This is a genomic window from Pseudomonas sp. Pseusp88 (assembly GCF_047303955.1).
Lineage (GTDB): Bacteria > Pseudomonadota > Gammaproteobacteria > Pseudomonadales > Pseudomonadaceae > Aquipseudomonas.
In genome coordinates this window covers 318,910-344,507 of the sequence record NZ_JBGLYM010000004.1, presented here as the reverse complement: position 1 = coordinate 344,507, position 25,598 = coordinate 318,910, and the positions used below count along the sequence as shown (strand labels likewise).

The following is a 25,598-nucleotide window of genomic DNA, read 5'->3' as shown; positions in this document are numbered from 1 at the left end:
GCGCTTGCAGCCATCAGATAGCATTCGATGCGCCGGATGGGCGCACTCAGACCGGTCCGGCTTCCTGCGCATTCCCGGACAATCAAGCATCCGCACGCACGAGCCAGCGAGCCGCAAACCAGAGATATACGGGTCCATCGTTGCTTCCACCGGACGCCCATCGGACGAGGCCTTTCTCCGGTGATATCGCAGCTAGACTCAGCCTGACGGACGAACCATGCCAGGCACTCTTGTAACTCCCCGCCGGTCAAGCCATGCCCCATGACCATGTACGCAGTATTTGTGCGCTGATCCAATCGATAACAACCGAAAAGCAGGCGACATACACGACATGATCAACACGCTAGGCATCATGCAGCCTTACTTCTTTCCCTACCTGGGTTATTTCCAGCTGATTGCCTCCGTGGAACGAGGAGTGATCTTCGACACCGCGCAGTACGGTCGCAAGAGCTGGATGAACCGTAACCGGATCCTTGATGGCAAGGGCGGCTGGCAATATATCAATGTGCCCGTTAGCACGACCCTGGGCACCTCGATCAAAGAGACGATAGTGATTGATCACAACGCCGCGCTGCAGCGCATCCTCGGCCAACTGGAACTGTACCGGGGCAAGTCGCCGTTCTACAGACAGGTTGTAGAACTGGTAAAAAGTGCGTTTGGTGCAGTCAAGAACAACAGCATCAGCGATCTGAATACCCAGTCGCTGAACGTTGTTTGTGACTATCTGGACCTGGGCTTCGACTGGGTCCCTCATTCGGCCATGAACCTGCAACTGCCGCCCATCGAACATCCGGGACAATGGGCATTGGAAATCAGCAGCCAGCTGGAAGCTGGTCGCTATATCAATGCGCCGGGTGGTCGGGGGATCTTTGTTGCCAGCGAGTGGCAGGAACGTGGAATAGAGCTGCGTTTTCTGGACCTGTCGACCTTCATTTACGCCACCGGCCCATTCCCGTTCATCGAGAATCTCTCAATCCTTGATGTGCTGATGTGGAACGAACCGGGTGAAATCGTCGCGTATATCCGGCAGCAGACCCGGCTGGCCTGCTGATCGCACGTTGCCACTCCCCTTCAAGCGCGGAGCAGCCCGCCATTGCCTCAAGACAATGACGGGGTGGCTGAAACGTTGTCCTTACAACTGAACCTTCACCGAACGCGAAGCGCGAGTGGCCTTGGCACGAGCAACCTCCACCGACTCATCACGCGCCAATGCAACGCCCATGCGGCGCTGACCATTGACTTCCGGCTTGCCGAACAGGCGCAGGGCGGTGTCTGGCTCGCTCAGGGCCTGCTCGAGGTTGGCGAACGCGGTCTGGGTCGATTTGCCTTCGACCAGGATCACCGCCGAAGCCGACGGGCCGAACTGACGGATCAATGGAATCGGCAGGCCCAGAATAGCGCGAGCATGCAGGGCAAATTGGGACAAGTCCTGGGAAATCAGAGTGACCAGGCCTGTATCATGAGGGCGTGGCGAAACTTCACTGAACCACACCTGATCGCCCTTGATGAACAGCTCGACGCCGAACAGGCCGCGACCACCCAGGGCCTCGGTCACCGCCCTGGCAACGCGCTCGGACTCGGCCAGGGCCACCGGGCTCATGGCCTGGGGCTGCCACGACTCCTGATAGTCGCCCTTCTCCTGACGATGGCCGACCGGCGCACAGAACGTAGTGCCGCCGACATGACGCACAGTCAGCAGGGTGATTTCGTAATCGAAATCGATAAAGCCTTCGATGATCACCCGGCCCTTGCCGGCACGGCCGCCTTCCTGGGCGTAATCCCAGGCACTCTGAATATCAGCAGCGCTCTTGAGCAGGCTCTGGCCCTTGCCCGAGGAACTCATGACCGGCTTGACCACACATGGGAAGCCCAGATCTTCGACGGCCTTGCGGTAGTCTTCGAAGGTATCGGCAAAATGGTATGGCGAGGTCGGCAGGTCCAGCTCTTCAGCGGCCAGACGACGGATGCCTTCACGATTCATGGTCAGTTGCGCGGCGCGGGCCGTCGGGATCACGGTAAAGCCTTCGGACTCCAGCTCCACCAGGGTCGCAGTGGCGATGGCTTCGATTTCCGGCACAATGAAGTGCGGTTTCTCGGCTTCGATCACGGCACGCAGGGCATCGCCGTCAAGCATATTGATCACGTGACTGCGATGAGCAACCTGCATGGCTGGCGCATTGGCATAACGGTCGACAGCGATCACTTCCACGCCCAGGCGTTGCAGTTCGATCACCACTTCCTTGCCCAGCTCGCCGCAGCCGCAGAGCAAAACACGGGTCGCGGTAGGCGACAGTGGAGTTCCGATTTGAGTCATCTCAGGTCCTCGTGGAAGAGATATCGAGGGCAGCCCGCCATTGCGCGAGCGACCGCTGTGGAGAAAGGCGCGCAATTTACCACGAAGGCCCCACGAATTGGACCTTGGAGCGGACCGCCGTGTTACCGACAGAACTTGTGGGAGCGAATTTATTCGCGAAGAGGCCTGAACATCCAATGCATGTTCATTGTTTGAAATACCGCTTTCGCGAATGAATTCGCTCCCACAACGATCTCATGGCAAATCATAAGGTTACAGGGCGTGTGACAAGAGCCGCCTTCAAGCCGAAGGCGCCACCGCCCACAGCACACCACTGGCCTTGGCCCGTTCATGGCACAGCACAAGTACCGCACGCCGCTCGTCATTGTTCATGCGGCCCCAGCCGGTAATTTCCGCGACGCTGCGCTGGCAGCCAATGCAGATATCGTCGTTGTCCAGGGCGCAGATGCTCACGCAGGGCGAGCGAACCGGTTTTTCCGTACTCATCATTCGTCCTGAGGCACCAGGTCCCGGGCGTAACGCTGGGCATTGTGGACGTAGTGAGCGGCACTGGCTTCGAGCATTTTCTTCTGCACGTCAGTCAGTTCGCGCACCACTTTGCCGGGGGAGCCCATGACCAGCGAGCCGTCGGGAATGATCTTGCCCTCGCCGATCAACGAATTGGCGCCGATGATGCAGTACTTGCCGATCTTCGCGCCGTTGAGAATCACTGCGTTGATGCCGATCAGGCTGTAATCGTCGACGCTGCACCCATGGAGCATGGCGTTATGGCCAATGGTCACGCCCTTGCCGATATCCAGGGGCGAGCCCATGTCCGTGTGCATCACGGTACCATCCTGCACGTTACTGTTTTCGCCGATATGGATCAGCTCGTTGTCGCCACGCAATACTGCGTTGAACCAGACGCTGGCGCCGGCTGCAAGCTTGACCTTGCCAATCAGCGTGGCGTTGGGCGCGACCCAACTTTGCGGGTCAGTTTCGACGCGGGAATCCCCCAGTCGGTATTTCATGCAGTTGTCCTCAGGCAGACCATGCTCGAACGGCTGGCGCTTTTATAAGGTAATCGAGTGTGCAGGCGGTTGGTGCAGGCTGATCTTGCTGTCGTACAGCACATTGATCAGCTCGACGATCATGATCGCGGTCAGGCCCCAGATCTTGTACTCGCCGAAACGGTAGCTGGGCACATACCAACTGCGGCCCTGATAATCGATGCGATGGGTATGCTCACGTACGTCCTGACGAAAAAAAGACAAGGGCACACTGAACACAGCGGCAATTTCGCCATCATTGGGCCGGTATTCAACGAAGTCCGGAATCACGCCGACATAAGGTGTGACCTTGATGCCATGCTTGGAGATCAACGGGCTCAACGGGCCGATAATTTCAACCAGCCCTGGCGGCAGGCCAATCTCTTCTTCCGCTTCGCGCAGCGCGGTGAAGACCAGGTCGGGGTCTTCGGGGTCGCGGCGGCCACCGGGGAACGCCACCTCGCCGCCATGGGTCGACAGACCGCTGGCGCGCAGGGTCAGAATCAGCTCGGGATCGTCACTGCGGGTAATGGGCACCAACACCGCAGCCTCGGGAAAACGTCGATCCGTCTCCAGAGTACTCGGCGTATGGCTGCTTACTCGTCGAAGTAGCTCGTCCAGCATGGGAAATCTCGATTTGTTGCTTACCCCGCATCATGCACCAAAGCGAGCCAACGCCCAACCCCTTGTAGGACAACTTGCCGAGTCATAACAGGACACGCCAAGATAGCGCCTGACCAAGGACAAGAAAGCCACCATGAAATTTTGCAGCCAGTGCGGCCATACCGTCATCCAGCGCATTCCCGAGGGCGATAGCCGCCTGCGCTACGTCTGTGAACAGTGTCAGACCATTCACTATCAAAACCCCAATATCGTCGCCGGCAGCCTGCCGACCTGGGGTCGACAAGTGCTGCTGTGCCGCCGCGCCATCGAGCCGCGCCTGGGCTACTGGACCCTGCCAGCCGGCTTCATGGAGAACGGCGAAACCGTCGAACAGGCCGCCCGCCGGGAAACCGTCGAAGAAGCCTGTGCCACCCTTAAAGATCTGCACCTTTATATGTTGGTGGACGTGCCGCACATCAGCCAGGTCCACGTGTTCTACCGCGCTGAACTGGCCAGCCTGGATTTCGCTGCCGGCCCTGAGAGCCTGGAAGTGCGGCTGTTCGACGAAGCCGATATTCCCTGGTCCGACCTGGCCTTCATGACCGTGCGCAAAACCCTGGAATGCTTCTTCGCTGACCGCAAGCTTGAGGTATATCCTGTGCGTACTGACGCGCTGCCACCTTCACGGCCCATTTAACTTACCGGGCCAAGCGCCGATATATCGACTTTACAGCTGTTTTTTGGGGATACCGTTTCGATGCGCTGGTTGCTCGCCCTCTTCTGCTTTTCATTTATTCCGCTGTCCCAGGCCGCCTTCACCCAGACCATCGTGCCCAAGGGCAGCGAACAAGAGTTCGTCGGCAACAAGGTGATCAATACCGAGAACATTGCCGACCGCAAGATCGAGAAAGTGCTGATCCTCAAGTCCGCCCATCAATTGCAATTGATCAGCGGCGGCGAAGCGCTCAAGACCTATCGTATTTCCCTGGGCAAGCAACCCAAGGGCCCGAAGCTTCAGGAAGGTGACCAGCGCACCCCGGAAGGTTTCTACTGGCTCGACTGGCGCAAGCCCAGCAACAACTTCAACCTGTCGATGCACATTTCCTATCCCAACGTCAGCGACTCGGCCCGCGCCCGCCGTGAAGGGGTCAAGCCCGGCAGCATGATCATGATCCACGGCACGCCGATCGACGAAGAGTATCCGGAGTGGTACTTCCATACCCTGGACTGGACCAACGGCTGCATCGCGATGAAAAACACCGATATGCGCGAAGTCTGGGATCTGGTGAAGGACGGCACGATGATCGAGATCAGGCCGTAGGGATTGGATGAGGTTCGACGCGGATAATATGGGAGCGCATTTGGTGGGAGCGGATTCATCCGCGAAAGCGGTGTTCCAGGCGACATATATGCGCTGAATGTACCGGTCTCTTCGCGAATGAATTCGCTCCCACAGAATTCGCTCCGAAAGAACCCACATAATTCATGGCAGATCAGAAGTTTTCCAGCCGCCAGACCTCGTAAGCCGGGGTTTCGTAGGGATGGCTCTGCTTGAGAGCCATCACCACCGACTCAATCAGCTCGTCAGCCACGACCAGCTCGACCTTCCACTCGTCCACCCGCTCGACCTCGCCAGCCTGCCCGATAAACGGCTTTGCACCGTCCAGCGGGCGAAACTGGCCATGGCCGAGCACCTGCCAGGCGCAACGGTCGTAGTCGCCGATTCGCCCTGCTCCAGCGGCGAATACAGCGTCCTTGACCTGCTCCACATGGCTCGGTGGCACGAAGAAGGCGAGCTTGTACATCGTCTTCTTAGTTAACCCAAACGCGCGCGTTACGGAACATGCGCATCCACGCCGCATCTTCGCTCCACTCATCCGGACGCCAGGAGTTCTGCACACCACGGAAAACCCGCTCAGGGTGCGGCATCATGATGGTGACGCGACCGTCGCGGCTGGTCAGACCGGCAATGCCGCGCGGCGAGCCATTCGGGTTGGCCGGGTAGGCTTCGGTGACCTTGCCATGATTGTCGACAAAACGTACGGCAATGGTGCCGGACACATCGGCCTGCAGCAGGGATTCATCGTTGGCGAACTCGGCGTGACCTTCACCGTGGGCGATGGCGATCGGCATACGCGAACCGGCCATGCCTTGCAGGAAGATCGACGGCGATTCCTGAACCTGAACCATGGCCACACGGGCTTCGAACTGCTCGGAGCGGTTACGCACAAAATGCGGCCACAGCTCGGTGCCCGGAATCAGTTCGTGCAGGTTGGACAACATCTGGCAACCATTGCACACGCCGAGGGTAAAGCTGTCCTTGCGCTCGAAGAAGCCCTGGAAGGCGTCACGGGCACGGGCATTGAACAGCGCCGACTTGGCCCAGCCTTCACCGGCGCCGAGGACGTCACCGTAGGAGAAGCCACCGCAGGCGACCAGACCCTTGAAGTCGTTCAGGTCGACGCGACCGGCAAGGATATCGCTCATGTGCACGTCGATGGCGTTGAAGCCGGCGCGGTCGAAGGCCGCAGCCATTTCCACCTGACCGTTGACGCCCTGCTCGCGCAGCACTGCCACTTGTGGGCGAACGCCTTTCTTGATGTAAGGCGCAGCCACGTCGTCGTTGACGTCGAAGCCCAGCTTGACGCTCAGGCCCGGATTGTCTTCTTCCAGCAGGGCGTCGAATTCCTGATCGGCACACTCGGCGTTGTCGCGCAGGCGCTGGATCTGGTAGCTGGTTTCTGCCCACTGGCGTTGCAGCAGACGACGCTGGCCGGTGAAGACCGCCTCGCCATTGAAGCTGATGGCGACTTCGTCGTTGTTCACCGGCTGACCGATGACCGCAACGCAGTCTTCCAGACCGGCAGCGCTGAACTGAGCCAGCACTTCGGCGGTGGCGTCCTGGCGAACCTGAATCACCGCACCCAGTTCTTCGTTGAACAGGATCGCTGACAGTTCGGCAGAGGTTTGCGCCAGGCCATCGAGGTGCAGGTTCAGGCCGCAATGACCGGCAAAGGCCATTTCCAGCACGGAGACCATCAGGCCGCCATCGGAACGGTCGTGATAGGCCAACAGGTGACCGTCAGCGTTGAGGCCCTGGATCACGGCGAAGAACGCCTTGAGATCTTCGGCATCATCGACATCCGGCGCGATGCGGCCAAGCTTGCCGTGAGTCTGGGCAAGAATCGAAGCGCCCATGCGGTTCTGGCCACGGCCCAGATCGATCAGGATCAGATCGGTCTCGCCCTTGTCCATGCGCAGTTGCGGGGTCAGGGTCTGGCGGATATCGGTGACCGGGGCGAAACCGGTAACGATCAGCGACAGCGGCGAGGTCACGCTCTTCTCGGTGCCCTCATCGCTCCAGCGGGTTTTCATGGACATGGAGTCCTTGCCCACCGGAATGGTGATGCCCAGCTCAGGGCACAGCTCCATGCCGACTGCCTTGACGGTGTCGTACAGACGCGCGTCTTCGCCCGGGTGACCAGCAGCGGACATCCAGTTGGCGGACAGCTTGATATCGGAAATCTTGCCGATGCGCGAAGCCGCGATATTGGTCAGGGTCTCACCGATTGCCATGCGCCCGGACGCCGGAGCGTCGAGCAAGGCCAGCGGCGTGCGCTCACCCATGGCCATGGCTTCGCCGGTGTAGACGTCGAAACTGGTAGCGGTCACGGCGCAGTCAGCCACCGGAACCTGCCACGGGCCGACCATCTGGTCACGGGCCACAAGGCCGGTGATGGTGCGGTCGCCGATGGTGATCAGGAAGCTCTTGCTGGCCACGGCCGGGTGATGCAGCACGCGCTGCACGCTTTCTTCCAGGTCCAGGGCGCTCGGGTCGAAATCATCGCCCTGCTCGGCTTCGCGAGCGACCGAACGGTGCATGCGTGGCGCCTTGCCCAGCAGCACTTCCAGCGGCATGTCCACCGGGCTGTTGCCGAAGTGGCTGTCGGTTACGGTCAGCTGCGGCTCGGCAGTTGCCTCGCCGACTACCGCGAACGGGCAGCGCTCGCGCTCGCAGATGGCCTTGAAGCGTTCGAAGTCTGCGGCGCCGACTGCCAGGACATAACGCTCCTGGGATTCGTTGCTCCAGATTTCCAGCGGCGCCATGCCCGGCTCGTCGTTAGGCACATTACGCAGTTCGAAGCGACCGCCACGGCCGCCATCGTTGACCAGCTCAGGGAAGGCGTTGGACAGACCGCCCGCGCCGACGTCGTGGATAAAGCTGATCGGGTTCTTGTCACCCAGTTGCCAGCAACGGTCGATGACTTCCTGGCAACGGCGTTCCATCTCCGGGTTTTCCCGCTGTACGGAAGCGAAGTCCAGGTCCGCCGAACTGGTGCCGGTGGCCATGGACGAGGCCGCGCCGCCGCCCAGGCCGATCAGCATGGCCGGGCCACCCAGTACGATCAGCTTGGAGCCGACCAGGATCTCGCCCTTCTGCACGTGTTCTTCACGGATGTTGCCCATACCACCGGCGAGCATGATCGGCTTGTGGTAGCCGCGCACTTCGTCACCGTGAGGGGTGCTGATGGACTGCTCGAAAGTACGGAAATAGCCGGTCAGGGCCGGACGACCGAATTCGTTGTTGAATGCGGCGCCGCCCAGCGGGCCTTCGATCATGATGTCCAGCGGGGTGACGATGCGCTCGGGCTTGCCGTACGGCACTTCCCAAGGCTGTTGGAAACCGGGGATATTCAGGTTGGAAACGGTGAAACCGGTCAGGCCGGCTTTCGGCTTGGCGCCACGACCGGTTGCGCCTTCGTCGCGGATCTCGCCGCCGGAACCGGTGGAAGCACCCGGGAACGGAGCGATCGCAGTCGGGTGGTTGTGCGTCTCGACCTTCATCAGGATATGCACCGGCTCCTGCACCGCGCCGTACTGGCGGGTCTCAGGGTTCGGGAAGAAACGTCCGGCAACACTGCCGACGATCACCGAAGCGTTGTCCTTGTAAGCCGACAACACGCCTTCGCTGTGCATGACGTAGGTGTTCTTGATCATGCCGAACAGGCTTTTTTCCTGACTCTCGCCGTCGATATCCCAACTGGCGTTGAAGATCTTGTGACGGCAATGTTCGGAGTTGGCCTGGGCAAACATCATCAGTTCTATGTCGTGAGGGTTGCGCCCCAGACCGTTGAAACTGGTGACCAGATAATCGATTTCGTCTTCGGCCAGGGCCAGGCCCAGCTCGACGTTGGCCTTTTCCAGCGCGGCGCGACCACCACCGAGAATGTCCACTGCGGTCAGCGGCTTGGGTTCGGCGTGGCTGAACAGCCCTTCGGCCTGATCCAGGGACGACAGCACCAGCTGGGTCATGCGGTCATGCAGACCGTCGGCAATCAGCTGGGCCTCGGCTTCGCTGAATTGCCCTTCTACATAGAAGGCAATGCCGCGTTCCAGGCGCTGAATCTTGCTCAGACCGCAGTTGCGGGCGATATCGCTGGCCTTGCTCGACCATGGCGAAATCGTGCCGAAACGCGGCAGGACCAGGAACAGGCGACCGCGCGGCTCTTGAACCGGCACACTCGGGCCGTATTTCAGGAGGCGGGCTAGCACCTGTTGGTCTTCGCCGGTCAGGACGCCGGAGACTTCAGCGAAGTGGGCGAATTCAGCGTACAAGCCACTGACAGCCGAAACTTTTTGTTTCAGTTGTTCAAGTAATTTGCTGTGGCGGAAGGCGGAAAGGGCAGGAGCACCGCGCAGGATCAACATCTTCGGGACAGCCTCGGGAAGGGGGTGTGCTTTGAGGCCGTGCATTCTAGCCTAAACGGACTCTTTCGGCACCCGAAACGGCTGAATCCGCAGTAGCCGGTTATCGATAGTACCTGTACGGCGTCTGAACGGCGTTTCTCTAGCAGACCCGACCCTCGCTGTCGATATATGGCGACGGGTGTCCTTTGCGTATACTGCACCGATGTTTTCCCGATCAGATTTCCGCCCTCGTTGCGCCAAATGGCTCATCGCCACCGGACTCTTCCTGATGCTCAGCGCCTGTGTGGACAAACCCAACACACTGGAGCGAGTAAAGGAGGACGGCGTACTGCGCGTGATCACCCGCAACAGCCCGGCCACCTACTTCGAAGATCGCAACGGTGAAACCGGCTTCGAGTATGAATTGGTCAAGCGTTTCGCCGAAGATCTCGGCGTGGAACTGAAGATCGAAACCGCCGACAACCTCGACGACCTGTTTGACCAGATGCAGAAGCCCGGCGGCCCGGTGCTCGCTGCGGCCGGCCTGATCGACACGGAGAAACGCAAACAGCAGGTACGCTTCTCCCACTCCTATCTCGAAGTCACCCCCCAGATCATTTATCGCAACGGCCAGTCACGCCCGACCGACGCAGGCGATCTGGTGGGCAAACGCATCATGGTGCTTAAAGGCAGCAGCCATGCCGAGCAGCTGGCGGCGCTGAAAGCCAAGAATCCAGCCATCGAATACGAAGAATCCGACGCCGTAGAAGTGGTCGACCTGTTACGCATGGTTGATGAAGGCCAGATCGACCTGACCCTGGTCGACTCCAACGAACTGGCGATGAACCAGGTGTACTTCCCCAACGTGCGGGTTGCCTTCGATCTGGGCGAGGCGCGCAACCAGCGCTGGGCCGTGGCCCTGGGTGAAGACAACAGCCTGCTCAACGAGATCAACGCCTATCTCGACAAGGTGCAGAAGAACGGCATGCTGCAGCGGCTCAAGGATCGCTACTACGGCCATGTCGATGTATTGGGCTACGTCGGCGCCTACACCTTCGCCCAGCACCTGCAGGAGCGCCTGCCCAAATATCAGAAGAACTTCCAGGCCTCGGCCAAGCAGTCCCAGGTGGACTGGCGCCTGCTCGCGGCCATTGGCTATCAGGAATCGCTGTGGCAGCCCGACGTCACCTCAAAAACCGGTGTGCGCGGCCTGATGATGCTGACCCAAAGCACCGCCCAGGCCATGGGCGTGGCTAACCGCCTGGATGCCAAACAAAGCATTCAGGGCGGGGCCAAGTACTTTGCCTACATAAAGGAACAGCTGGATGACAAGATAGAAGAGCCGGATCGTACATGGCTCGCTCTCGCTTCCTACAACATCGGTAGCGGTCACCTCGACGATGCCCGCAAATTGGCGGAAAACGAGGGCCTGAATCCCAATAAATGGCTCGACGTTAAAAAAATGCTGCCCCGCCTGTCGCAGAAACAGTGGTACCGCAAGACCCGCTACGGCTATGCCCGCGGCGGCGAGCCGGTGAGCTTCGTGGCCAACATCCGCCGCTACTACGACATCCTCACCTGGGTAACCCAGCCGCAACTGGAAGGCAGCCAGGTCGCCGAAGGGAATCTGCATGTACCGGGTGTCGATAAGAAGCCGCCTGAAACGGCGCCGAAGTTGTAGGGGCTCAATCCTTTTACTGGAGCACATCCTGTGGGAGCGAATTCATTCGCGAAGACGCGGGTACATCCGACGTATGTCTATCGACTGAAATATTGCTTTCGCGGATGAATCCGGTCCCAAAAAATCTCAGCCAGACATTCAAACCTTCGCCCGGCGCATCCTGAAAAACTCGCTCAACATCGCCCCGCACTCCTCCCCCAGCACCCCGCCCTCATACAACACCCGATGATTGAGAAAGCCCTGGGCAAAGAACTGCCCCTGGCTCTGCACGATCCCGGCCTTTGGCTCCAGGGCGCCATACACGACGCGCATGATCCGCGAATGCACGATCAGCCCGGCGCACATGCTGCACGGCTCAAGCGTCACGTACAGGGTGGTACCCGGCAGCCGGTAGTTGCTCACAGCCTGAGCGGCATCACGGATGGCGACCATCTCGGCATGAGCACTGGGGTCATTGCCACTGATCGGCCGGTTGAAGCCGCGGCCAATAATGACTCCGCCCTGCACGACGACGGCGCCCACCGGCACCTCGCCCAATAGCGCACCCTCGGCCGCCAGGGCCAGGGCCTCGCCCATGAAATACTGGTCGTTGCTGCGATCAATGATCGGTGGCTGCCTCATCAGGACACCTCGATAGCGGCCATAAGCCCGGTTTCCATATGATCGATCACATGGCAGTGGAACATCCACACGCCGGGATTATCCGCTACCAGGGCCACACGGGCACGCTCGTTGCGCCCCAACAGAAAGGTATCGGTGAAATACGGGATGACAGGCCGACGATTCGACGCCAGCACCTTGAAACTCATGCCATGCAAATGGATCGGGTGCTGATACTGGGTCATGTTCTTCAGTTCGAAGATATAGCTCTTGCCCTTGATCAGTTTGGCGATAGGCCGGTCAGCGCAGGTCTTGTCGGTGATATCCCAGGCCTGGCCATTGATCTGCCACAGGCTCGGCGGCTTGCCGTTCTCTACGTTGACCGACACCGCCCCCGCCCACTCGATATTGAAATTCAGTTTCTCGGCGCTCTCCAGATCCGGCTCGGCAATAGGGTTGGCGGGCAATGCTGGTGGCCACTCCCCCGGCGCATCGTTACTGGCCACCGAACGGAAGGTGCCCAGGCGCACCGGCCCATTGCGCAGCGACAACTCTTCACCCGCAGGCGGTGCCTTGATCGCCAGGCAAATGCGCATGCCCGGCCCGAGCCAGTAATCCTCGCCCAGCGGACGTGGCGCCACCGGGTTGCCATCCAGCGCGTAGATCTGCGCCTCGGCCCCCGGCAAGTTCAGGCGATAAGTGACGGTGTTATCGAGATTGAGAATACGTACCCGCGTGACTTGCCCCGCAGGCAGATCGATTACCGCCTGGGGCACGCCATTGAGCGTCGACAGGCGCCCCGCCGTGCCCTCGCGCGCGGCTTCACGGGTCACGCTGAACTCGGTAAAGGCCCCGACTTCATCCACATGCCAGCTCTTCAGACTCACCGTGCGCTCATGCCGGAAGCCGGTCGGCTCGCGTTCCTCGACAATCAGCGGCCCGACCAGCCCGCGCCCCAGTTCCTCGCTGCTGCTGACATGGGGGTGATACCAATAGCTGCCTGCGTCGGGCACCAGGAACTTGTAGTCGAAATACTCGCCCGGCTTGACCGGCAACTGCGAAACATAAGGCACGCCATCCATCTCCAGCGGCAGGCGAATGCCATGCCAGTGAATCGTGGTCTCCACCGGCAGTTGGTTGATAAAGCGCAAACGCAACCACTCGCCCTGGCGCACCCGCAGTTCAGTGCCCGGCGCCGAACCGCCAAAAGCCCAGGCCGGGGTCTGATGCCCGGCAACCAGTTCGACATCCAGTGGCGCCGCGATCAACTCAAAGTCGTGCCCCTCTCCCGGCCCGCGTCGCCCCAGCCAATAGCGCGAAGCACCGCCTGCGCCCAGCCCCACCACGGCAAGCCCGGCCAGCCCTCCGAGAATTTGTCGACGGGTAAAGGACATAAACGCACACACCTGCAAAACGAGAAAGAGACGCACCTGAGAATGGGTACGAGGGGCGAACAGGATACAGGTGCGCTTGTAAAAAATTAAGGGAACGCAAGGTCGCACCGATAGGGAAAGCTGCGACCCCGCGATTGACCGTCAGCGCGCCAGCAGCATCGCGAAATAGCCAAACACCGTCAGCAGAATCCCGGACACCGCGTAAGCCACCGGAAAACCGATCCAGGGCACGGTACTGTCGATTTCCTTGGCCGCCTCGCGCGCCGGTCCAGAATGACTTCGCGCCCCCGCCACACCGCCCATGAGAATCGCCGGGTTGATCTTGAACACATGAAAGCCTACCGCCCAGACGATAAACGGCGGAATCGTGCAGGCCACAAACCCCAGCACAAAGATCTTCAGCGCGATGATTGCGCTGATCTGTGAAACCAGATTCGCCCCCGCATTCACCCCGACAATCGCAACAAAGAAAATCAGGCCCATGTCTTCCAGGATGTTACGCGCCGCATTGGGCGTATTGCCGAAGAAACGCACCCGCGATACCAGCGACGAGACGATTATCCCCGACACCAGCAAGCCGCCGGCATTGCCCAATCCCACCGCCGCACCAAATGCCGGGACTTGAATCAGGCCGATCAACAACCCCAACACCATGCCCAGCGACAGCGTCAGCAGATCGGTCGCCGTACTCGGCCGCGCCACTTTCCCGAGCAATGCCGTGGCCTTGTCGATGGCACTGCGCAGCCCAACCAGATGCATCACATCCAGACGCTGCAAGCGCGTTTCCAGGCCAACGGGAATCGGCGCGCCGCCCCGCTCAATGCCGACCAACTGCACTTGCCCGGCAATCGGCGACTGGCTGAATTCCTTGAGCGCCTTGCCGATGGCGTCGTGATGGGTCACCAGAATCACCGCCTCATCCAACGGTATATTCAGCGCCCGCGCATCCGGCACTTCAGGCCCGATCAGGCCCATGTGATCCGTCAATGCATCCAGGCTGCCACCCAGGGCAATCACATCGCCCTGTTGCAACACCAATGCTGGATCGGCGCCCAGCAACGTGTCGCCGCGTTCGACATTCTCGATCTGGTACTGAGCAAACCGCTCGCGAAATTGCGCGATGGTCTGGCCGACCAACTCGGTATTCATCAATCGATAGGCCCGCAGATCAAAGGGGCGATAACCGCTGAGCCCGGCGTCATCGACGTTCGGCACACCGTGCTCGATCTCGTACTCCTTGGCTGCCTTGCGCGCATCGACGCCCCACCAGCGCGGCAGGTATTTGCAGATCAGGATGATACCGACCGTGCCCCAGATATAGGTGATGCCATACGACAGCGCGATCATGGCCGTCGCCGCCGCGGCGGTGGTGCCCGGTGGCAACGGCACTACGCCCGAGGTAATGGCCTGCTCGGCAGAACCGATAGCCGCCGACATGGTTTGCGAACCGGCAAGAATACCGCCCGCCGCGCCCACCGGCAGCGATAGCAGCCGAACACCCAGGACCACGATACCCAGCCCGAGGAACGACGACAGAATCGCCAGGAAGGTGAACTTCAGCCCGTCGCCCTTGAGACTGTTGACGAACGAAGGGCCGACCCGCAGCCCGACGCCATACATGAACAGGTAATAGAACAGGCTCTTGGTGAAGTTATCGAGCGCGAAATGCACGCCGTAATACGACGCCCAGGTCGCAATGGCACAGCCGATGACGATGGCCCCCGCTACCGCGCCCAGACCATAACCCTTGATGGTACCGCGCCCGACCCAGACGGACAGGCCAACCACCAGGAATAAAAGAATGTAAGGGTTGTCATGCAGAAAAGTAAAAAAGGCAGTCACTATGATTCGCACCCGGCTGTGAAACGCTGAAGGCACCGGACCTCAGGGCCCGGTGAGCGTGAAATGCGTTTAGCCAAGGTTCGGGGTGTCGGCCGGGATAACCGGCGCAGCAATGGCGCCGTGACTGAAGCTTGGTCCGGCATCGGAATGCACCACCGGATTTTTCTGCAAGTAATCAATGGCCTTGCGCAGATCATCGAGCAACAGTGCGACCAGGTCGCGACTCACGCCATGGCGCACCAGAATCCGCTGCACCACGATGTTCTGACGGTCCGACGGCAACGGGTAAGACGCGATTTGCCAGCCGCGCATGCGCACGCGCTCCGACAGATCGTAGAGACTGAAGCCATGGTCGATGCCGTCCTTGAGCTTGTAGCAGACCGCCGGCAGCCCATCTTTGCCGTCGTACACCAACTCCAGGGGGGCAAACTTGACGATCTCCGACGCCAGCCACTGCGCCGTATCGGAACAAGCCTGCTGAATGCGTGTGTAACCGTCACGCCCGAGCCGCAGGAAGTTGTAGTACTGGGCAATGATTTCGCCGCCCGGCCGACTGAAATTCAGGGCAAAGGTAGCCATGTTGCCGCCCAGATAGTCCACGTAGAAGATCAAGTCCTCCGGCAGATCCTCAATGGAGCGCCAGATCACCCAGCCCACGCCCAACGGCGCCAGGCCGTACTTGTGACCCGAGGCATTGATCGACTTGACCCGCTCGATCACGAAGTCCCACTGCAGCTCCTGCTGAATGAACGGCGCGATAAAACCACCGCTGGCCGCATCCACATGAATCGGAATATCCAGGCCGAGGTCGCGCTGCATTGCATCCAGCTCGGCAGCCAGGGCGGCGACCGGTTCGTAGATACCGGTGAAGGTCACGCCCAGGGTCGCGACAACGCCAATGGTGTTCTCGTCGCAATATTCGCGCAAATCCGCCGGGCGCAGGCCCAGGGCGTCGCCGCGCAACGGTACTTCGCGAATTTCCACGTCGAAATAGCGGGCGAACTTCTTCCAGCAGATCTGCACCGGTCCGCAGACGAAATTCGGCTTGTCCGTCGGCAGGCCAGCGGCTTCCCGGCGCTTTTTCCAGCTCCACTTGAGGGCCAGGCCGCCGAGCATCGCCGCCTCACTGGAACCCGTGGTCGAACACCCCACGGTCTGCCAGGACTTCGGCGCATGCCAGAGATCGGCAATGATGTGCACGCAGCGGTTTTCAATCTCGGCGGTCTGCGGGTATTCGTCCTTATCAATCATGTTCTTGTCGAGGGCATCGGCCATCAACTGCTTCACCTCGGGCTCGACCCAGGTGGTACAGAACGTCGCCAGGTTTTGCCGGGAGTTGCCATCGAGCAGCAGCTCGTCCCGTACCAGGTTGTAGGCCGACGACGGCGTGGTCGAATGGTCCGGAAGGCGGTATTTGGGCAGTTTGTGCTGGGAAGAACCACTCGAATAGACGTCTTCGATGGCTTGGTCTTGAATCTCTACGGTTTTGTGAAGTGCCATGGAATCCTGCTCTTGAATGAGGGAAATGGCGTAGACGTTGATCGCGCCAAAGGCGGATCAGACTGCGTCAGGAGAGAAGCGGTAGGACGGTGAGGACGCTCAAGCCATACGGGACATGGCGTTGAGAGGAGGCAATTGCGCGTGATGGCAATGAACGGAAGATGCGAGCACTTAGGGCTCTGTATTTGCCGCGCGCAGTGTTGCATGTATGCCAGCGCGGAAAGATGACATGGATCAATTAAACGGCAGAAACACGCCGAGGATCGATCAAACGCTCATGGATATGCTTGCCCGAATCATGCCGCGCTCATACGAACGGCATATCCCAGACCCGGGCATCATGAAAGGTCAGTTCCAGGCCAATGCGTTCCCCCTCGCGCACGCGACTGATGGCGTGCTTGAGATTGACCCGGTAATAGCCGTTGGCGCCCTTGACCGGACGTTCGGCCGTGCTGATGATCGCTACGTCGCCGAGCTTGAGCGGCAACACCATCGGCCGCGATTGCATGCGCGGACGCTGCTCGGTCATCACGAATTCGCCACCCTGGAAATCCTTGCCCGGCTCGGACAGCAGCGCGACTATCTGCAACGGGAATACCTGCTCGTCATCGTTGCGCTGTTGAAGCGACGCATAATCTTGCGGACCGAGCCGGCTCAAGTGGGATTGCCCCAGGGTTTGGCCCGCCTGCTGATTACGTCGCACAAACTCGTCAAACTCCTGGGGGTAGCGATCACTGACACCGAGGATTTCGTTCCATCGATTGGCCATCACCGTCAGATGGCGATAGAAGGTCGTACGCCAGATATCCAGCGGCGCGGGCAGACTGGCGCCGAAGTAGTACAGTTCGCTGCCGCCCGGATCGACCGGGGCTAACGGCGCATGGTGGATGGACTCCCTGGTTTCGACCTGACGCGCCAGCTCGCGCGCAGTATCCGCAGCCAACAGACCGTGCAGCACGGCGTAGCCTTCGCTATCCAGTTGCCGGGCGATATCCGCCCAATCCAGGCACTCGATAATGCTGTGGTCTGAAGTCATGGCCAGTCTCGTCATCAGGCCTGAGCTTCCCGGAGCAGCAGTTCACGCTTGCGCTCGACACCCCAGCGGTAGCCGGAAATGTCGCCATCGCGTCGCACCACGCGGTGACAGGGAATGGCCACGGCAATGTGGTTCCTGGCACAGGCCTGGGCCACGGCGCGTACCGCCTTGGGCGAGCCGATGCGGTTGGCGATATCCGCGTAACTTACAGTGGTGCCCGGCGGGATTTCGCGCAGCGCCTGCCAGACACGTTCCTGGAACGCCGTGCCCTGCACATCCAGGGGTAGGTGCAGGCCGATTGAAGGTGCCTCGATAAAGCCCACAACCTGGGCGATCAATTGCTCGAACTCGCCATCGCATCCGATGATTTCCGCCTTGGGAAACTGATCCTGCAGATCCCGCGCAAGCACATCGGGGTCCTCGCCCAACAAAATCGCGCAGATGCCGAGCTGGCTCTGCCCGACCAGAATCGCGCCCAGAGAGCACTGGCCAATTGCAAAGCGGATGACCGCTCCGGCACCACCTGCCCGATAGTCCCGCGGGTGCATGCCCAACAGTTGATCTGAGACTTCATAGAAGCGGCTGTTGGAGTTGAAACCGGCGTCGTAGATGGCACTCGTCACGGTGGCATCCGGACTGCTCAGCTCCTTGCGCAGCCTGCGGGCACGGTAAGCCGAACTGTAGGCCTTGGGTGTCAGACCCGTTTCGGCCTTGAACAGGCGATGAAAGTGAAACGGACTCATGCCCACTTCAACGGCCAGGTCATCGAGTGAAGGGGGGGTCTGCGAGGTCTCGATCAACCGGCAGGCACGCGCCACCATCTCGGCACGTCCGGCCGCAGCGCTGGTCTGATCGGCCCGCGCCCGGCGACTGGCACGGTACCCCGCCGCTTCGGCGGCCTCGGCGGAGTCAAAAAACTCGACGTTTTCACGCTTGGGCAACCGTGCTGCAGAACTGGGCTGGCAATACACGCCCGTGGTGCGAACGGCATAAAGAAAGTGGCCGTCGGCCGCCGCGTCCCTCACCTGTACGGCCGCCCAACGGGCATCGTCCGTGGCATAGGCAGTAATCATAGTCATGACGGAAATCTCGAAGTCGTTGAACACAGCATCAGAGTAAGCAGGACTTCAACCGCAAGAACTCCGATTCTTGCGCATGAATTCATCGCGCGTTGTGAAAAATCAGGCCCACGGCATGACGCTTGCCACTGCGAATCAGGCTGACGCCATGGCGCATGGCGGCCTTGCGTATACCGCGCTGCCCCATTACCGGCCGCTGATTGACCGTAAACACCACGGCATCGCCTTGACGCAGCGCGACCACCTCGGCGCGCCGGGTTTTGGCCGAAAGCTCAGTCATGACGAACTCACCACCGTTGAAATCCCTGCCGGGCTCAGCCAACAGAATGGCCACCTGCAATGGGAAAACAAGTTCGCCATACAGATCCTGATGCAGGCAGTTGTAGTCGCCCGCGCCGTACTGAAGTATCAGTGGCGTAGGCCGTGTCTGCCCGGCTTCGTGGCAGTGCTGCAGAAACTCGTCCAGTTCGCGCGGATACTGCGTGTCGATACCCAACTGTCGATTCCAGCCGTTGGCGATCGGCGCAAGCCTGGCATACAGGGCATGGCGCAGCTCGTTGAGCAACTCAGGCAACGGATACGCGAAATACTTGTATTCTCCACGCCCGAATCCGTGGCGAGCCATCACGACCCGCGAACGAAAGCCCTCTTCCCGGGAGTAGAGGGTCGCAAGCTCAACGCACTGTTGCGCCGTCAGAAGACCAGGCAACACAGCGTGCCCGTGAAGATCAAGGGAGCGCTCGATATCCCCCCAATCGCCGGTCGCGGGCGTCATGAAGCAGCCATTCTGGCGCGCTCGAAATCAGGCGTGCGATAGGCCTCTTCCGGGATTTCACCGAGTCGGGAGCCATGGACCTTGGGCCCCAGACCGTAGAACTCCTGAAAGCTCATGATGAGCGGGCGCCATTTATCCGGATCGATTCGATCCGCATGACCATCCATCAGGATCGATTGCTCCACATGCACACGGGTGATCCTCGCTTCCAGCACAGCAATAAAGCCGGCCAGCGGGCCATTGGCGTCATAGCCGTTCTCATGTTCCAGAACCGCCTCCAACTGCACCGGACACTCGGCGACCCGGGGCGCGAGCACCGTTTCCGATGGGGCTTTGGTCAGTCCGGCGATGGCGAACTTATCCTTAACAAAATGATAGCCACGCACGATCTTGTCTTCAGGCACCGGATTGGAACCCGTCGTGCGCGCCAGACGATCAACGGCCGAGACCTGGGCCGGTGAAGGCAGATTGATCACAAACTGTTTGGTACGGCGGATGTTCTCGGTGGTCTGGGAATTGCCCTGAAGGCCGAGAAAGCACCGCCAACCAAGCCAGAACACCGAAGACATCGGCGCCAGATTGGCGGTGCCGTCCTCATTGACGGTGCTGAGCAAAGCAACGGGCGTACCGAAATACAGAATGGACGGGTGGGCGGTAACGTGCATGGCAACTCTCCTTGGGATGATGCGATGCACGATGCCAGTCGGCTTGAAGCTACACGCTCCGATTCTTGCTTTGGTATTTATCTTTTTGTAGGAGCCGGCTTGCTGGTGTTCGAGTGCGAAGCACTCGCAATAGCTTCAGCGAATGATCTGATCCCATCGCCAGCAAGCCGACTCCTACGGGCTCTGTGTTTGCTATTCGATAACGCGGTGTCAGAGACAGGGCCGGATTTCCCTGCCTTACACCGTCCTCAGATCTGCGCCAACCCACCATCAACCGCCAGCTCACTGGCAGTCATGAAACTGCTGTCCGCCGACGCCAGAAACGCCGCCGCCGCCCCCAGCTCCGAAGGTTCAGCCATACGCTGCAGCGGATTCATCGCCGCAAAAACCTTCATGCCCTCCTCGCCCAGCGCGGCCTTGGCCAGTTCGGTTGCCGTCGGCCCGGGCGACAGCACGTTGACCCGAATGCCAGTGCCCTTCAGGTCTTCCGCCCAGGATTTCGCCAGGTTACGCACCGCCGCCTTGCTCGCGCTGTAGGCACTGAATGCCGGGGCGCCCGTGGTGCCGGCGCTTGAGCCGGTAAGGATGATCGAACCGCCCTGCCCCATCAGCGGCAACGCCTTCTGCACCGTGAAAATCGAGCCCTTCACATTGGTATCGAAGGTCTCGTCAATGTGCTCGCCGGTGATCTGGCCCAGCGCCAGCGGACTGCCCGCCCCGGCATTGGCGAAAACGATATCGAGGGTGCCACGCTCGGCCTTCACCGCAGCAAAGAGTCGGTCGAGGTCATCCGGTTCGGAAACCGAGCCCTTCACCGCCCGGGCATTAGGCCCGAGGTCAGCCACGGCGGTGTCGAGGGCCTCCTGGCGGCGGCCAAAGATAAAGACAAAGGCGCCCTCCTCAATGAAGCGCTTTGCCGCAGCGAAGCCGATGCCGGTAGCGCCACCGGTGATTACCGCAGTCTTGCCATTCAGTCTGGTCATGTCGTGCATCCTCGTTGGAGTTGTGCGCAAGCACAGCTGCTTGCTTGAGGACGAGTATGCAGAGCTGATAACCTAACGACCAGTATGCACATTTTGGTAAGTATGGAAAAAATGACGAAATCTACGGAAATCTGCGACACCGGCTGCGGGCTCAACGCCACGCTGCGCATCATCTCGGGCAAGTGGAAACCGTTGGTCCTGTTTTTCCTGCGCAACGGCCCGAAACGCTACGGCGAGCTCAAACGCCTGATCCCCGGCGTCAGCGACAAGGTGCTGATTCAGTCTTTGAAGGATCTGGAGGCCGACCGGGTATTGTCGCGAACCGACTACAAGGAAGTGCCGCCACGCGTCGACTACGCCCTCACCCCGCTGGGTCGCAGCCTGGCTGAAGCGATCATCCCGCTGTGCACTTGGGGCACGGAGAATGCGGCGCAAATGGCGAGTATCTTTGCCGAACGGGATGCTTCGGCTTAGGGGGATGCTGACGCCGGCCCCAAAAAGCCAAAAGCCCGCAATCAAGCGGGCTTCGGGGTGTTTCTTGCTGGTGGGTGCCGGTCAGTGCCGGGCGCCTATCATTCCCACTCAATAGTCGCCGGCGGCTTGCTCGACACATCGTAAGTCACGCGGGAAATCCCTTCGATCTCGTTGATGATCCGGCCACTGACGGTTTCCAGCAGTTCGTAAGGCAGGTGTGCCCAACGTGCGGTCATGAAGTCGATGGTCTCTACAGCGCGCAGTGCCACAACCCAGGCGTAGCGGCGACCATCGCCGACGACGCCGACGGATTTGACGGGCTGGAACACGACGAAGGCCTGGCTGACCTTGTGGTACCAGTCGGCCTTGCGCAGTTCTTCGATGAAGATATGGTCGGCGCGACGCAGCAGGTCGGCGTATTCCTTCTTCACTTCACCGAGGATCCGCACGCCCAGGCCCGGGCCCGGGAATGGGTGGCGGTAGACCATGTCGTAGGGCAGGCCCAGTTCCAGACCCAGACGGCGGACTTCGTCCTTGAACAGTTCGCGCAGGGGCTCGACCAGTTTCAGGTTCATTTCTTCCGGCAGGCCGCCCACGTTGTGGTGCGACTTGATCACGTGGGCCTTGCCGCTTTTCGCGCCAGCCGACTCGATCACGTCCGGATAGATGGTGCCCTGGGCCAGGTACTTGATGTTGTCCAGCTTGCAGGATTCGGCATCGAACACGTCGATGAAGGTGCGGCCGATGATCTTGCGCTTCTTCTCCGGATCGCTCTCGCCCGCCAGATTGTTGAGGAACTGCTCTTCGGCGTTGGCGCGGATCACCTTGACGCCCATGTTCTCGGCGAACATGGCCATCACTTGCTCACCTTCGTGCAGGCGCAGCAGGCCGTTGTCGACGAAGACGCAGGTCAGCTGGTCGCCGATAGCCTTGTGCAGCAGGGCTGCGACAACGGAGGAGTCAACGCCGCCGGACAGGCCCAGCAGGACATTGTCGGTGCCGACCTGGGCACGGATGGTGGCGATGGCGTCTTCAGCGATCTTCGACGGCGTCCACAGCGCTTCACAGCCGCAGATATCGAGGATGAAGCGCGACAGGATGCGACCGCCCTGCTTGGTGTGGGTCACTTCCGGGTGGAACTGCACGCCGTAGTAGCCGCGGGTGTCGTCGGCCATGCCAGCGATCGGGCAGCTCGGGGTGCTGGCCAGGATGTGGAATTCTTCGGGCATCCTGGTGACCTTGTCACCGTGGCTCATCCACACGTCGAGGCCGAACAGGCCATCGGCGTCGATGTGGTCTTCGATGCCATCGAGCAGGCGGCTCTTGCCGACCACATCGACACGGGCGTAACCGAACTCACGCAGGTCGGAGCCTTCTACCTTGCCGCCCAGTTGCTCGGCCATGGTCTGCATGCCGTAGCAGATGCCGAAGACCGGCACGCCCAGATCAAACACTGCTTGCGGGCAGCGCGGGCTGTTGGCTTCGTGCACGGACTCGGGACCGCCGGCGAGGATCACGCCTTTGGGAGCGAACTGGCGAATGGCTTCATCGTCCATGTCGAACGGGTGCAGCTCGCAGTACACACCGATTTCACGCACGCGGCGAGCGATCAGCTGGGTGTACTGAGAACCGAAGTCGAGGATCAGGATACGGTGAGCGTGAATGTCGAGGGCCATGATTCAGTCTCGTCTAAGTCAATCAGTAACTGTCGTGATTCAGAAACAACTCGGGGCTGAATAAAACAGCCCCGGTTGCTTAACGATTTGCTTGAAGGCTCAACCTACGCGGTAGTTCGGCGCTTCTTTGGTGATCTGTACGTCATGCACGTGGGATTCGGCCATGCCGGCACCGGTGATGCGGACGAACTCAGGCTTGGTACGCATCTCTTCGATGTCGGCGCTGCCGGTGTAGCCCATGGAGGAGCGCAGGCCGCCCATCAGTTGATGGATGATCGCTGCCAGCGAACCCTTGTAGGCCACACGGCCTTCGATACCTTCCGGCACCAGCTTCTCGGCGCCTTCGGACGAGTCCTGGAAGTAGCGGTCCGAAGACCCCTGGGCCTGGGACATGGCGCCCAGCGAACCCATACCGCGGTAAGCCTTGTAGGAGCGGCCCTGGAACAGTTCGATTTCGCCCGGCGCTTCTTCAGTACCGGCGAACATCGAACCCATCATCACGCAGCTTGCGCCGGCAACGATGGCCTTGGACAGGTCGCCGGAATAGCGGATACCGCCGTCGGCGATCAGGGGAATACCGGTGCCTTCAAGGGCTTCGGCGACGTTGGCGATGGCGCTGATCTGCGGCACGCCGACACCGGCAACGATGCGCGTGGTGCAGATCGAGCCAGGGCCGATACCGACCTTGACCGCATCGGCGCCAGCGGCAACCAGTGCCTTGGCAGCAGCGCCCGTGGCGATGTTGCCACCGATGACCTGGACTTCAGGGAAGTTCTCTTTGACCCAGCGAACGCGGTCGATCACGCCTTTGGAGTGACCGTGGGCGGTGTCGACCACCACCACGTCAACACCGGCGGCGACCAGTGCGGAAACACGCTCACCGGTGTCCTTGCCGGTACCGACAGCGGCACCAACGCGCAGACGACCCTGGTCGTCCTTGCTGGCCAGCGGGTAGGCCTTGGATTTTTCGATGTCCTTGACGGTCATCATGCCCTTGAGGGCAAAGTTGCCATCAACGATCAGGACTTTTTCCAGACGGTGCTTGTGCAACAGTTCGCGCACTTCGTACTTGTCGGCGCCTTCGCGCACGGTGACCAGACGCTCTTTGGGCGTCATCACTTCGCGGACGGGGATATCCAGACGGGTTTCGAAGCGAATGTCGCGGGACGTCACGATGCCGACCAGGTCGCCATTGTGCAGGACCGGTACACCGGAAATGTTGTTCTGACGGGTCAGTTCGAACAGGTCGCGCACAGTGGCGTCGGCCTCGATGGTGATCGGGTCCTTGACCACACCGGCTTCGAACTTCTTGACCTTGCGAACTTCGGCAGCCTGCTGCTCGATGGTCATGTTCTTGTGGATGATACCGATACCGCCTTCCTGAGCCATGGCAATGGCCAGACGGGCTTCAGTCACGGTGTCCATCGCAGCGGAGACCAAGGGGATATTCAGTTCGATGCCACGGGTCAAACGGGTTTTCAGACTGACTTCATTAGGCAGTACCTCGGAATAACCGGGCACAAGGAGAATGTCGTCGAAAGTAAGGGCTTCTTGGCTGATACGCAGCATCGCGGGGGCTCCCAGGCGGGAAATTGGAAGCGCGCCATTATACCCAGACACCCCCCTTCACTCAATGTAAACCTCAGGCTAATTCACGATTACCTTATAAATGTACTTTTACCCAGGAAACAGGACGGTCCAGGCGTTCGGCAAATTCATCGAGAAAGCTTTGCTTGAACGAGGCTTGCAGCCAGTCATTGAAGATAAAACCCAGGTTTGAGAAGCCGCAGGGCTCGAGAAACAGAAAACCATTGATGTCATCCTCATGACGACATTCCGGACAGGTGAAGTTATCGGTATGGCCGGGCATCCAGTCTTCCAGGCTGTCGAACAGCGCCTCGCCGATCTCGCGGCGGCACTCCGGGCAACCGGCTTCCTCGGCAAAATCCTTGAGCGGGGTATAGATGCAGCGCCTGGTGACGATCTCCAGGCCATTGACTGTCTGGCCGAACGGCAGCGCCTCGGGGTGCTCCACCACGCGGCGGGCGCCGGGGGCGATGGCGTAGGCCATCTTGTTGTAGGTTCGCCCGCAGGTGCTGAGCTGCTCCTCGACCACATCGAGTTTCACCAGCCAGCGCAGGATCAACCGCGCCCGGGCTTCATGGCCGGGGAAGGAGGAAATCTGCGGGACGATAATGCTTTGGGTGTTCATTTAAAAACCTGTGCCGTGTGCGCTTCTATATATGAAGGTGCGTTTTGT

The 25,598-nt window shown here is 60.3% G+C and carries 23 protein-coding genes; 5 read left to right on the top strand and 18 right to left on the bottom strand.

Features of this window, described 5'->3' with window-relative positions; translation table 11 throughout:
- Positions 1-331: 331 nt before the first annotated feature.
- Positions 332-1,051: a WbqC family protein gene (locus ACCD02_RS08230; RefSeq protein WP_413300223.1), complete on the top strand. Its 720-nt coding sequence runs from the start codon at positions 332-334 to the stop codon at positions 1,049-1,051.
- 81 nt (positions 1,052-1,132) lie between these two features.
- Here ACCD02_RS08230 and purT read toward each other — a convergent pair whose 3' ends face one another.
- From purT to ACCD02_RS08210, 4 genes are all read right to left on the bottom strand, one after another.
- Complete coding sequence (purT, locus tag ACCD02_RS08225; protein WP_413300221.1) at positions 1,133-2,314, bottom strand: formate-dependent phosphoribosylglycinamide formyltransferase; 1,182 nt, start codon at positions 2,312-2,314, stop codon at positions 1,133-1,135.
- Positions 2,315-2,593: 279 nt separating this feature from the next.
- Positions 2,594-2,803, bottom strand: coding sequence for a DUF1289 domain-containing protein (locus tag ACCD02_RS08220; RefSeq protein WP_413300219.1), 210 nt, complete (start codon positions 2,801-2,803; stop codon positions 2,594-2,596).
- Complete coding sequence (locus ACCD02_RS08215) at positions 2,800-3,324, bottom strand: gamma carbonic anhydrase family protein (RefSeq protein ID WP_413300217.1); 525 nt, start codon at positions 3,322-3,324, stop codon at positions 2,800-2,802. The genes ACCD02_RS08220 and ACCD02_RS08215 overlap by 4 nt, the downstream gene beginning before the upstream one ends.
- Before the next feature lie 42 nt (positions 3,325-3,366).
- Positions 3,367-3,966 carry a CoA pyrophosphatase gene (locus ACCD02_RS08210; RefSeq protein ID WP_259105851.1) on the bottom strand — a complete coding sequence of 200 codons (600 nt, stop codon included), beginning with the start codon at positions 3,964-3,966 and terminating at the stop codon, positions 3,367-3,369.
- Between the two features lie 133 nt (positions 3,967-4,099).
- On the opposite strand from ACCD02_RS08210, the gene ACCD02_RS08205 reads away from it, so the two are divergent.
- Together ACCD02_RS08205 and ACCD02_RS08200 are read left to right on the top strand one after the other, a co-directional pair.
- Entirely contained in the window at positions 4,100-4,642 is a 543-nt protein-coding gene (locus ACCD02_RS08205; RefSeq protein ID WP_413300214.1) for an NUDIX hydrolase, read from the top strand.
- A gap of 60 nt (positions 4,643-4,702) precedes the next feature.
- Positions 4,703-5,266, top strand: coding sequence for a L,D-transpeptidase family protein (locus tag ACCD02_RS08200; protein WP_413300212.1), 564 nt, complete (start codon positions 4,703-4,705; stop codon positions 5,264-5,266).
- Between the two features lie 172 nt (positions 5,267-5,438).
- Here the strand turns inward: ACCD02_RS08200 and ACCD02_RS08195 are convergent, their stop codons facing one another.
- Both ACCD02_RS08195 and purL read right to left on the bottom strand, forming a co-directional pair.
- Positions 5,439-5,750, bottom strand: coding sequence for an NGG1p interacting factor NIF3 (locus tag ACCD02_RS08195; RefSeq protein ID WP_413300210.1), 312 nt, complete (start codon positions 5,748-5,750; stop codon positions 5,439-5,441).
- Between the two features lie 7 nt (positions 5,751-5,757).
- Positions 5,758-9,654, bottom strand: a complete 3,897-nt coding sequence (purL, locus tag ACCD02_RS08190; RefSeq protein WP_413300208.1) for a phosphoribosylformylglycinamidine synthase — start codon at positions 9,652-9,654, stop codon at positions 5,758-5,760.
- A gap of 202 nt (positions 9,655-9,856) precedes the next feature.
- Here purL and mltF point away from each other — a divergent pair, with 202 nt between their 5' ends.
- Positions 9,857-11,314, top strand: a complete 1,458-nt coding sequence (gene mltF / locus ACCD02_RS08185; protein WP_413300206.1) for a membrane-bound lytic murein transglycosylase MltF — start codon at positions 9,857-9,859, stop codon at positions 11,312-11,314.
- A 138-nt stretch (positions 11,315-11,452) separates the two neighbouring features.
- On the opposite strand, the gene tadA is transcribed toward mltF, so the two are convergent.
- The 9 genes from tadA to ACCD02_RS08140 form a co-directional block, all read right to left on the bottom strand.
- Positions 11,453-11,935 carry a tRNA adenosine(34) deaminase TadA gene (tadA, locus tag ACCD02_RS08180; protein ID WP_413300204.1) on the bottom strand — a complete coding sequence of 161 codons (483 nt, stop codon included), beginning with the start codon at positions 11,933-11,935 and terminating at the stop codon, positions 11,453-11,455.
- The gene (locus ACCD02_RS08175; RefSeq protein ID WP_413300202.1) at positions 11,935-13,308 is read right to left on the bottom strand and encodes a multicopper oxidase family protein; all 1,374 of its coding nucleotides are present in this window, start codon (positions 13,306-13,308) and stop codon (positions 11,935-11,937) included. The genes tadA and ACCD02_RS08175 overlap by 1 nt, the downstream gene beginning before the upstream one ends.
- Positions 13,309-13,449: 141 nt before the next feature.
- Entirely contained in the window at positions 13,450-15,150 is a 1,701-nt protein-coding gene (locus ACCD02_RS08170) for an aspartate:alanine exchanger family transporter (protein WP_413300200.1), read from the bottom strand.
- A 69-nt stretch (positions 15,151-15,219) separates the two neighbouring features.
- Entirely contained in the window at positions 15,220-16,650 is a 1,431-nt protein-coding gene (locus ACCD02_RS08165) for a glutamate decarboxylase (protein WP_413300198.1), read from the bottom strand.
- Between the two features lie 307 nt (positions 16,651-16,957).
- Positions 16,958-17,686 carry a 2OG-Fe(II) oxygenase gene (locus tag ACCD02_RS08160; protein ID WP_413300196.1) on the bottom strand — a complete coding sequence of 243 codons (729 nt, stop codon included), beginning with the start codon at positions 17,684-17,686 and terminating at the stop codon, positions 16,958-16,960.
- 14 nt (positions 17,687-17,700) lie between these two features.
- Positions 17,701-18,765, bottom strand: coding sequence for a bifunctional DNA-binding transcriptional regulator/O6-methylguanine-DNA methyltransferase Ada (gene ada, locus ACCD02_RS08155; protein WP_413300194.1), 1,065 nt, complete (start codon positions 18,763-18,765; stop codon positions 17,701-17,703).
- Positions 18,766-18,847: 82 nt separating this feature from the next.
- Positions 18,848-19,540, bottom strand: coding sequence for a 2OG-Fe(II) oxygenase (locus tag ACCD02_RS08150; protein ID WP_413300192.1), 693 nt, complete (start codon positions 19,538-19,540; stop codon positions 18,848-18,850).
- A complete protein-coding gene (locus ACCD02_RS08145) occupies positions 19,537-20,205 on the bottom strand; it encodes a flavin reductase family protein (protein ID WP_413300190.1) in 669 nt (222 codons plus the stop codon). Before ACCD02_RS08145 ends, ACCD02_RS08150 begins: the two co-directional genes overlap by 4 nt.
- A 248-nt stretch (positions 20,206-20,453) precedes the next feature.
- A complete protein-coding gene (locus tag ACCD02_RS08140) occupies positions 20,454-21,188 on the bottom strand; it encodes an SDR family NAD(P)-dependent oxidoreductase (protein ID WP_413300188.1) in 735 nt (244 codons plus the stop codon).
- A gap of 111 nt (positions 21,189-21,299) precedes the next feature.
- On the opposite strand from ACCD02_RS08140, the gene ACCD02_RS08135 reads away from it, so the two are divergent.
- Positions 21,300-21,662 carry a winged helix-turn-helix transcriptional regulator gene (locus ACCD02_RS08135; protein ID WP_413300186.1) on the top strand — a complete coding sequence of 121 codons (363 nt, stop codon included), beginning with the start codon at positions 21,300-21,302 and terminating at the stop codon, positions 21,660-21,662.
- 98 nt (positions 21,663-21,760) lie between these two features.
- Here ACCD02_RS08135 and guaA read toward each other — a convergent pair whose 3' ends face one another.
- From guaA to ACCD02_RS08120, 3 genes are all read right to left on the bottom strand, one after another.
- Positions 21,761-23,338, bottom strand: a complete 1,578-nt coding sequence (gene guaA / locus ACCD02_RS08130) for a glutamine-hydrolyzing GMP synthase (protein WP_413300184.1) — start codon at positions 23,336-23,338, stop codon at positions 21,761-21,763.
- A 99-nt stretch (positions 23,339-23,437) separates the two neighbouring features.
- Entirely contained in the window at positions 23,438-24,907 is a 1,470-nt protein-coding gene (gene guaB / locus ACCD02_RS08125; RefSeq protein WP_413300182.1) for an IMP dehydrogenase, read from the bottom strand.
- 94 nt (positions 24,908-25,001) lie between these two features.
- Entirely contained in the window at positions 25,002-25,550 is a 549-nt protein-coding gene (locus ACCD02_RS08120; RefSeq protein WP_413300180.1) for a sugar ABC transporter ATPase, read from the bottom strand.
- Between the last annotated feature and the right edge of the window lie 48 nt (positions 25,551-25,598).

Coding starts and splice junctions, on each gene's coding strand:
- ACCD02_RS08230 (WP_413300223.1), top strand. CDS start 332: ATGATCAACACGCTAGGCATCATGCAGCCTTACTTCTTTCCCTACCTG.
- ACCD02_RS08150 (WP_413300192.1), bottom strand. CDS start 19,540: ATGACGCCCGCGACCGGCGATTGGGGGGATATCGAGCGCTCCCTTGAT.
- ACCD02_RS08220 (WP_413300219.1), bottom strand. CDS start 2,803: ATGATGAGTACGGAAAAACCGGTTCGCTCGCCCTGCGTGAGCATCTGC.
- ACCD02_RS08215 (WP_413300217.1), bottom strand. CDS start 3,324: ATGAAATACCGACTGGGGGATTCCCGCGTCGAAACTGACCCGCAAAGT.
- purL (WP_413300208.1), bottom strand. CDS start 9,654: ATGTTGATCCTGCGCGGTGCTCCTGCCCTTTCCGCCTTCCGCCACAGC.
- purT (WP_413300221.1), bottom strand. CDS start 2,314: ATGACTCAAATCGGAACTCCACTGTCGCCTACCGCGACCCGTGTTTTG.
- ada (WP_413300194.1), bottom strand. CDS start 18,765: ATGACTATGATTACTGCCTATGCCACGGACGATGCCCGTTGGGCGGCC.
- mltF (WP_413300206.1), top strand. CDS start 9,857: ATGTTTTCCCGATCAGATTTCCGCCCTCGTTGCGCCAAATGGCTCATC.
- ACCD02_RS08200 (WP_413300212.1), top strand. CDS start 4,703: ATGCGCTGGTTGCTCGCCCTCTTCTGCTTTTCATTTATTCCGCTGTCC.
- ACCD02_RS08160 (WP_413300196.1), bottom strand. CDS start 17,686: ATGACTTCAGACCACAGCATTATCGAGTGCCTGGATTGGGCGGATATC.
- tadA (WP_413300204.1), bottom strand. CDS start 11,935: ATGAGGCAGCCACCGATCATTGATCGCAGCAACGACCAGTATTTCATG.
- ACCD02_RS08120 (WP_413300180.1), bottom strand. CDS start 25,550: ATGAACACCCAAAGCATTATCGTCCCGCAGATTTCCTCCTTCCCCGGC.
- ACCD02_RS08195 (WP_413300210.1), bottom strand. CDS start 5,750: ATGTACAAGCTCGCCTTCTTCGTGCCACCGAGCCATGTGGAGCAGGTC.
- ACCD02_RS08175 (WP_413300202.1), bottom strand. CDS start 13,308: ATGTCCTTTACCCGTCGACAAATTCTCGGAGGGCTGGCCGGGCTTGCC.
- ACCD02_RS08145 (WP_413300190.1), bottom strand. CDS start 20,205: ATGCACGTTACCGCCCACCCGTCCATTCTGTATTTCGGTACGCCCGTT.
- ACCD02_RS08135 (WP_413300186.1), top strand. CDS start 21,300: ATGACGAAATCTACGGAAATCTGCGACACCGGCTGCGGGCTCAACGCC.
- ACCD02_RS08210 (WP_259105851.1), bottom strand. CDS start 3,966: ATGCTGGACGAGCTACTTCGACGAGTAAGCAGCCATACGCCGAGTACT.
- guaA (WP_413300184.1), bottom strand. CDS start 23,338: ATGGCCCTCGACATTCACGCTCACCGTATCCTGATCCTCGACTTCGGT.
- ACCD02_RS08165 (WP_413300198.1), bottom strand. CDS start 16,650: ATGGCACTTCACAAAACCGTAGAGATTCAAGACCAAGCCATCGAAGAC.
- guaB (WP_413300182.1), bottom strand. CDS start 24,907: ATGCTGCGTATCAGCCAAGAAGCCCTTACTTTCGACGACATTCTCCTT.
- ACCD02_RS08140 (WP_413300188.1), bottom strand. CDS start 21,188: ATGACCAGACTGAATGGCAAGACTGCGGTAATCACCGGTGGCGCTACC.
- ACCD02_RS08205 (WP_413300214.1), top strand. CDS start 4,100: ATGAAATTTTGCAGCCAGTGCGGCCATACCGTCATCCAGCGCATTCCC.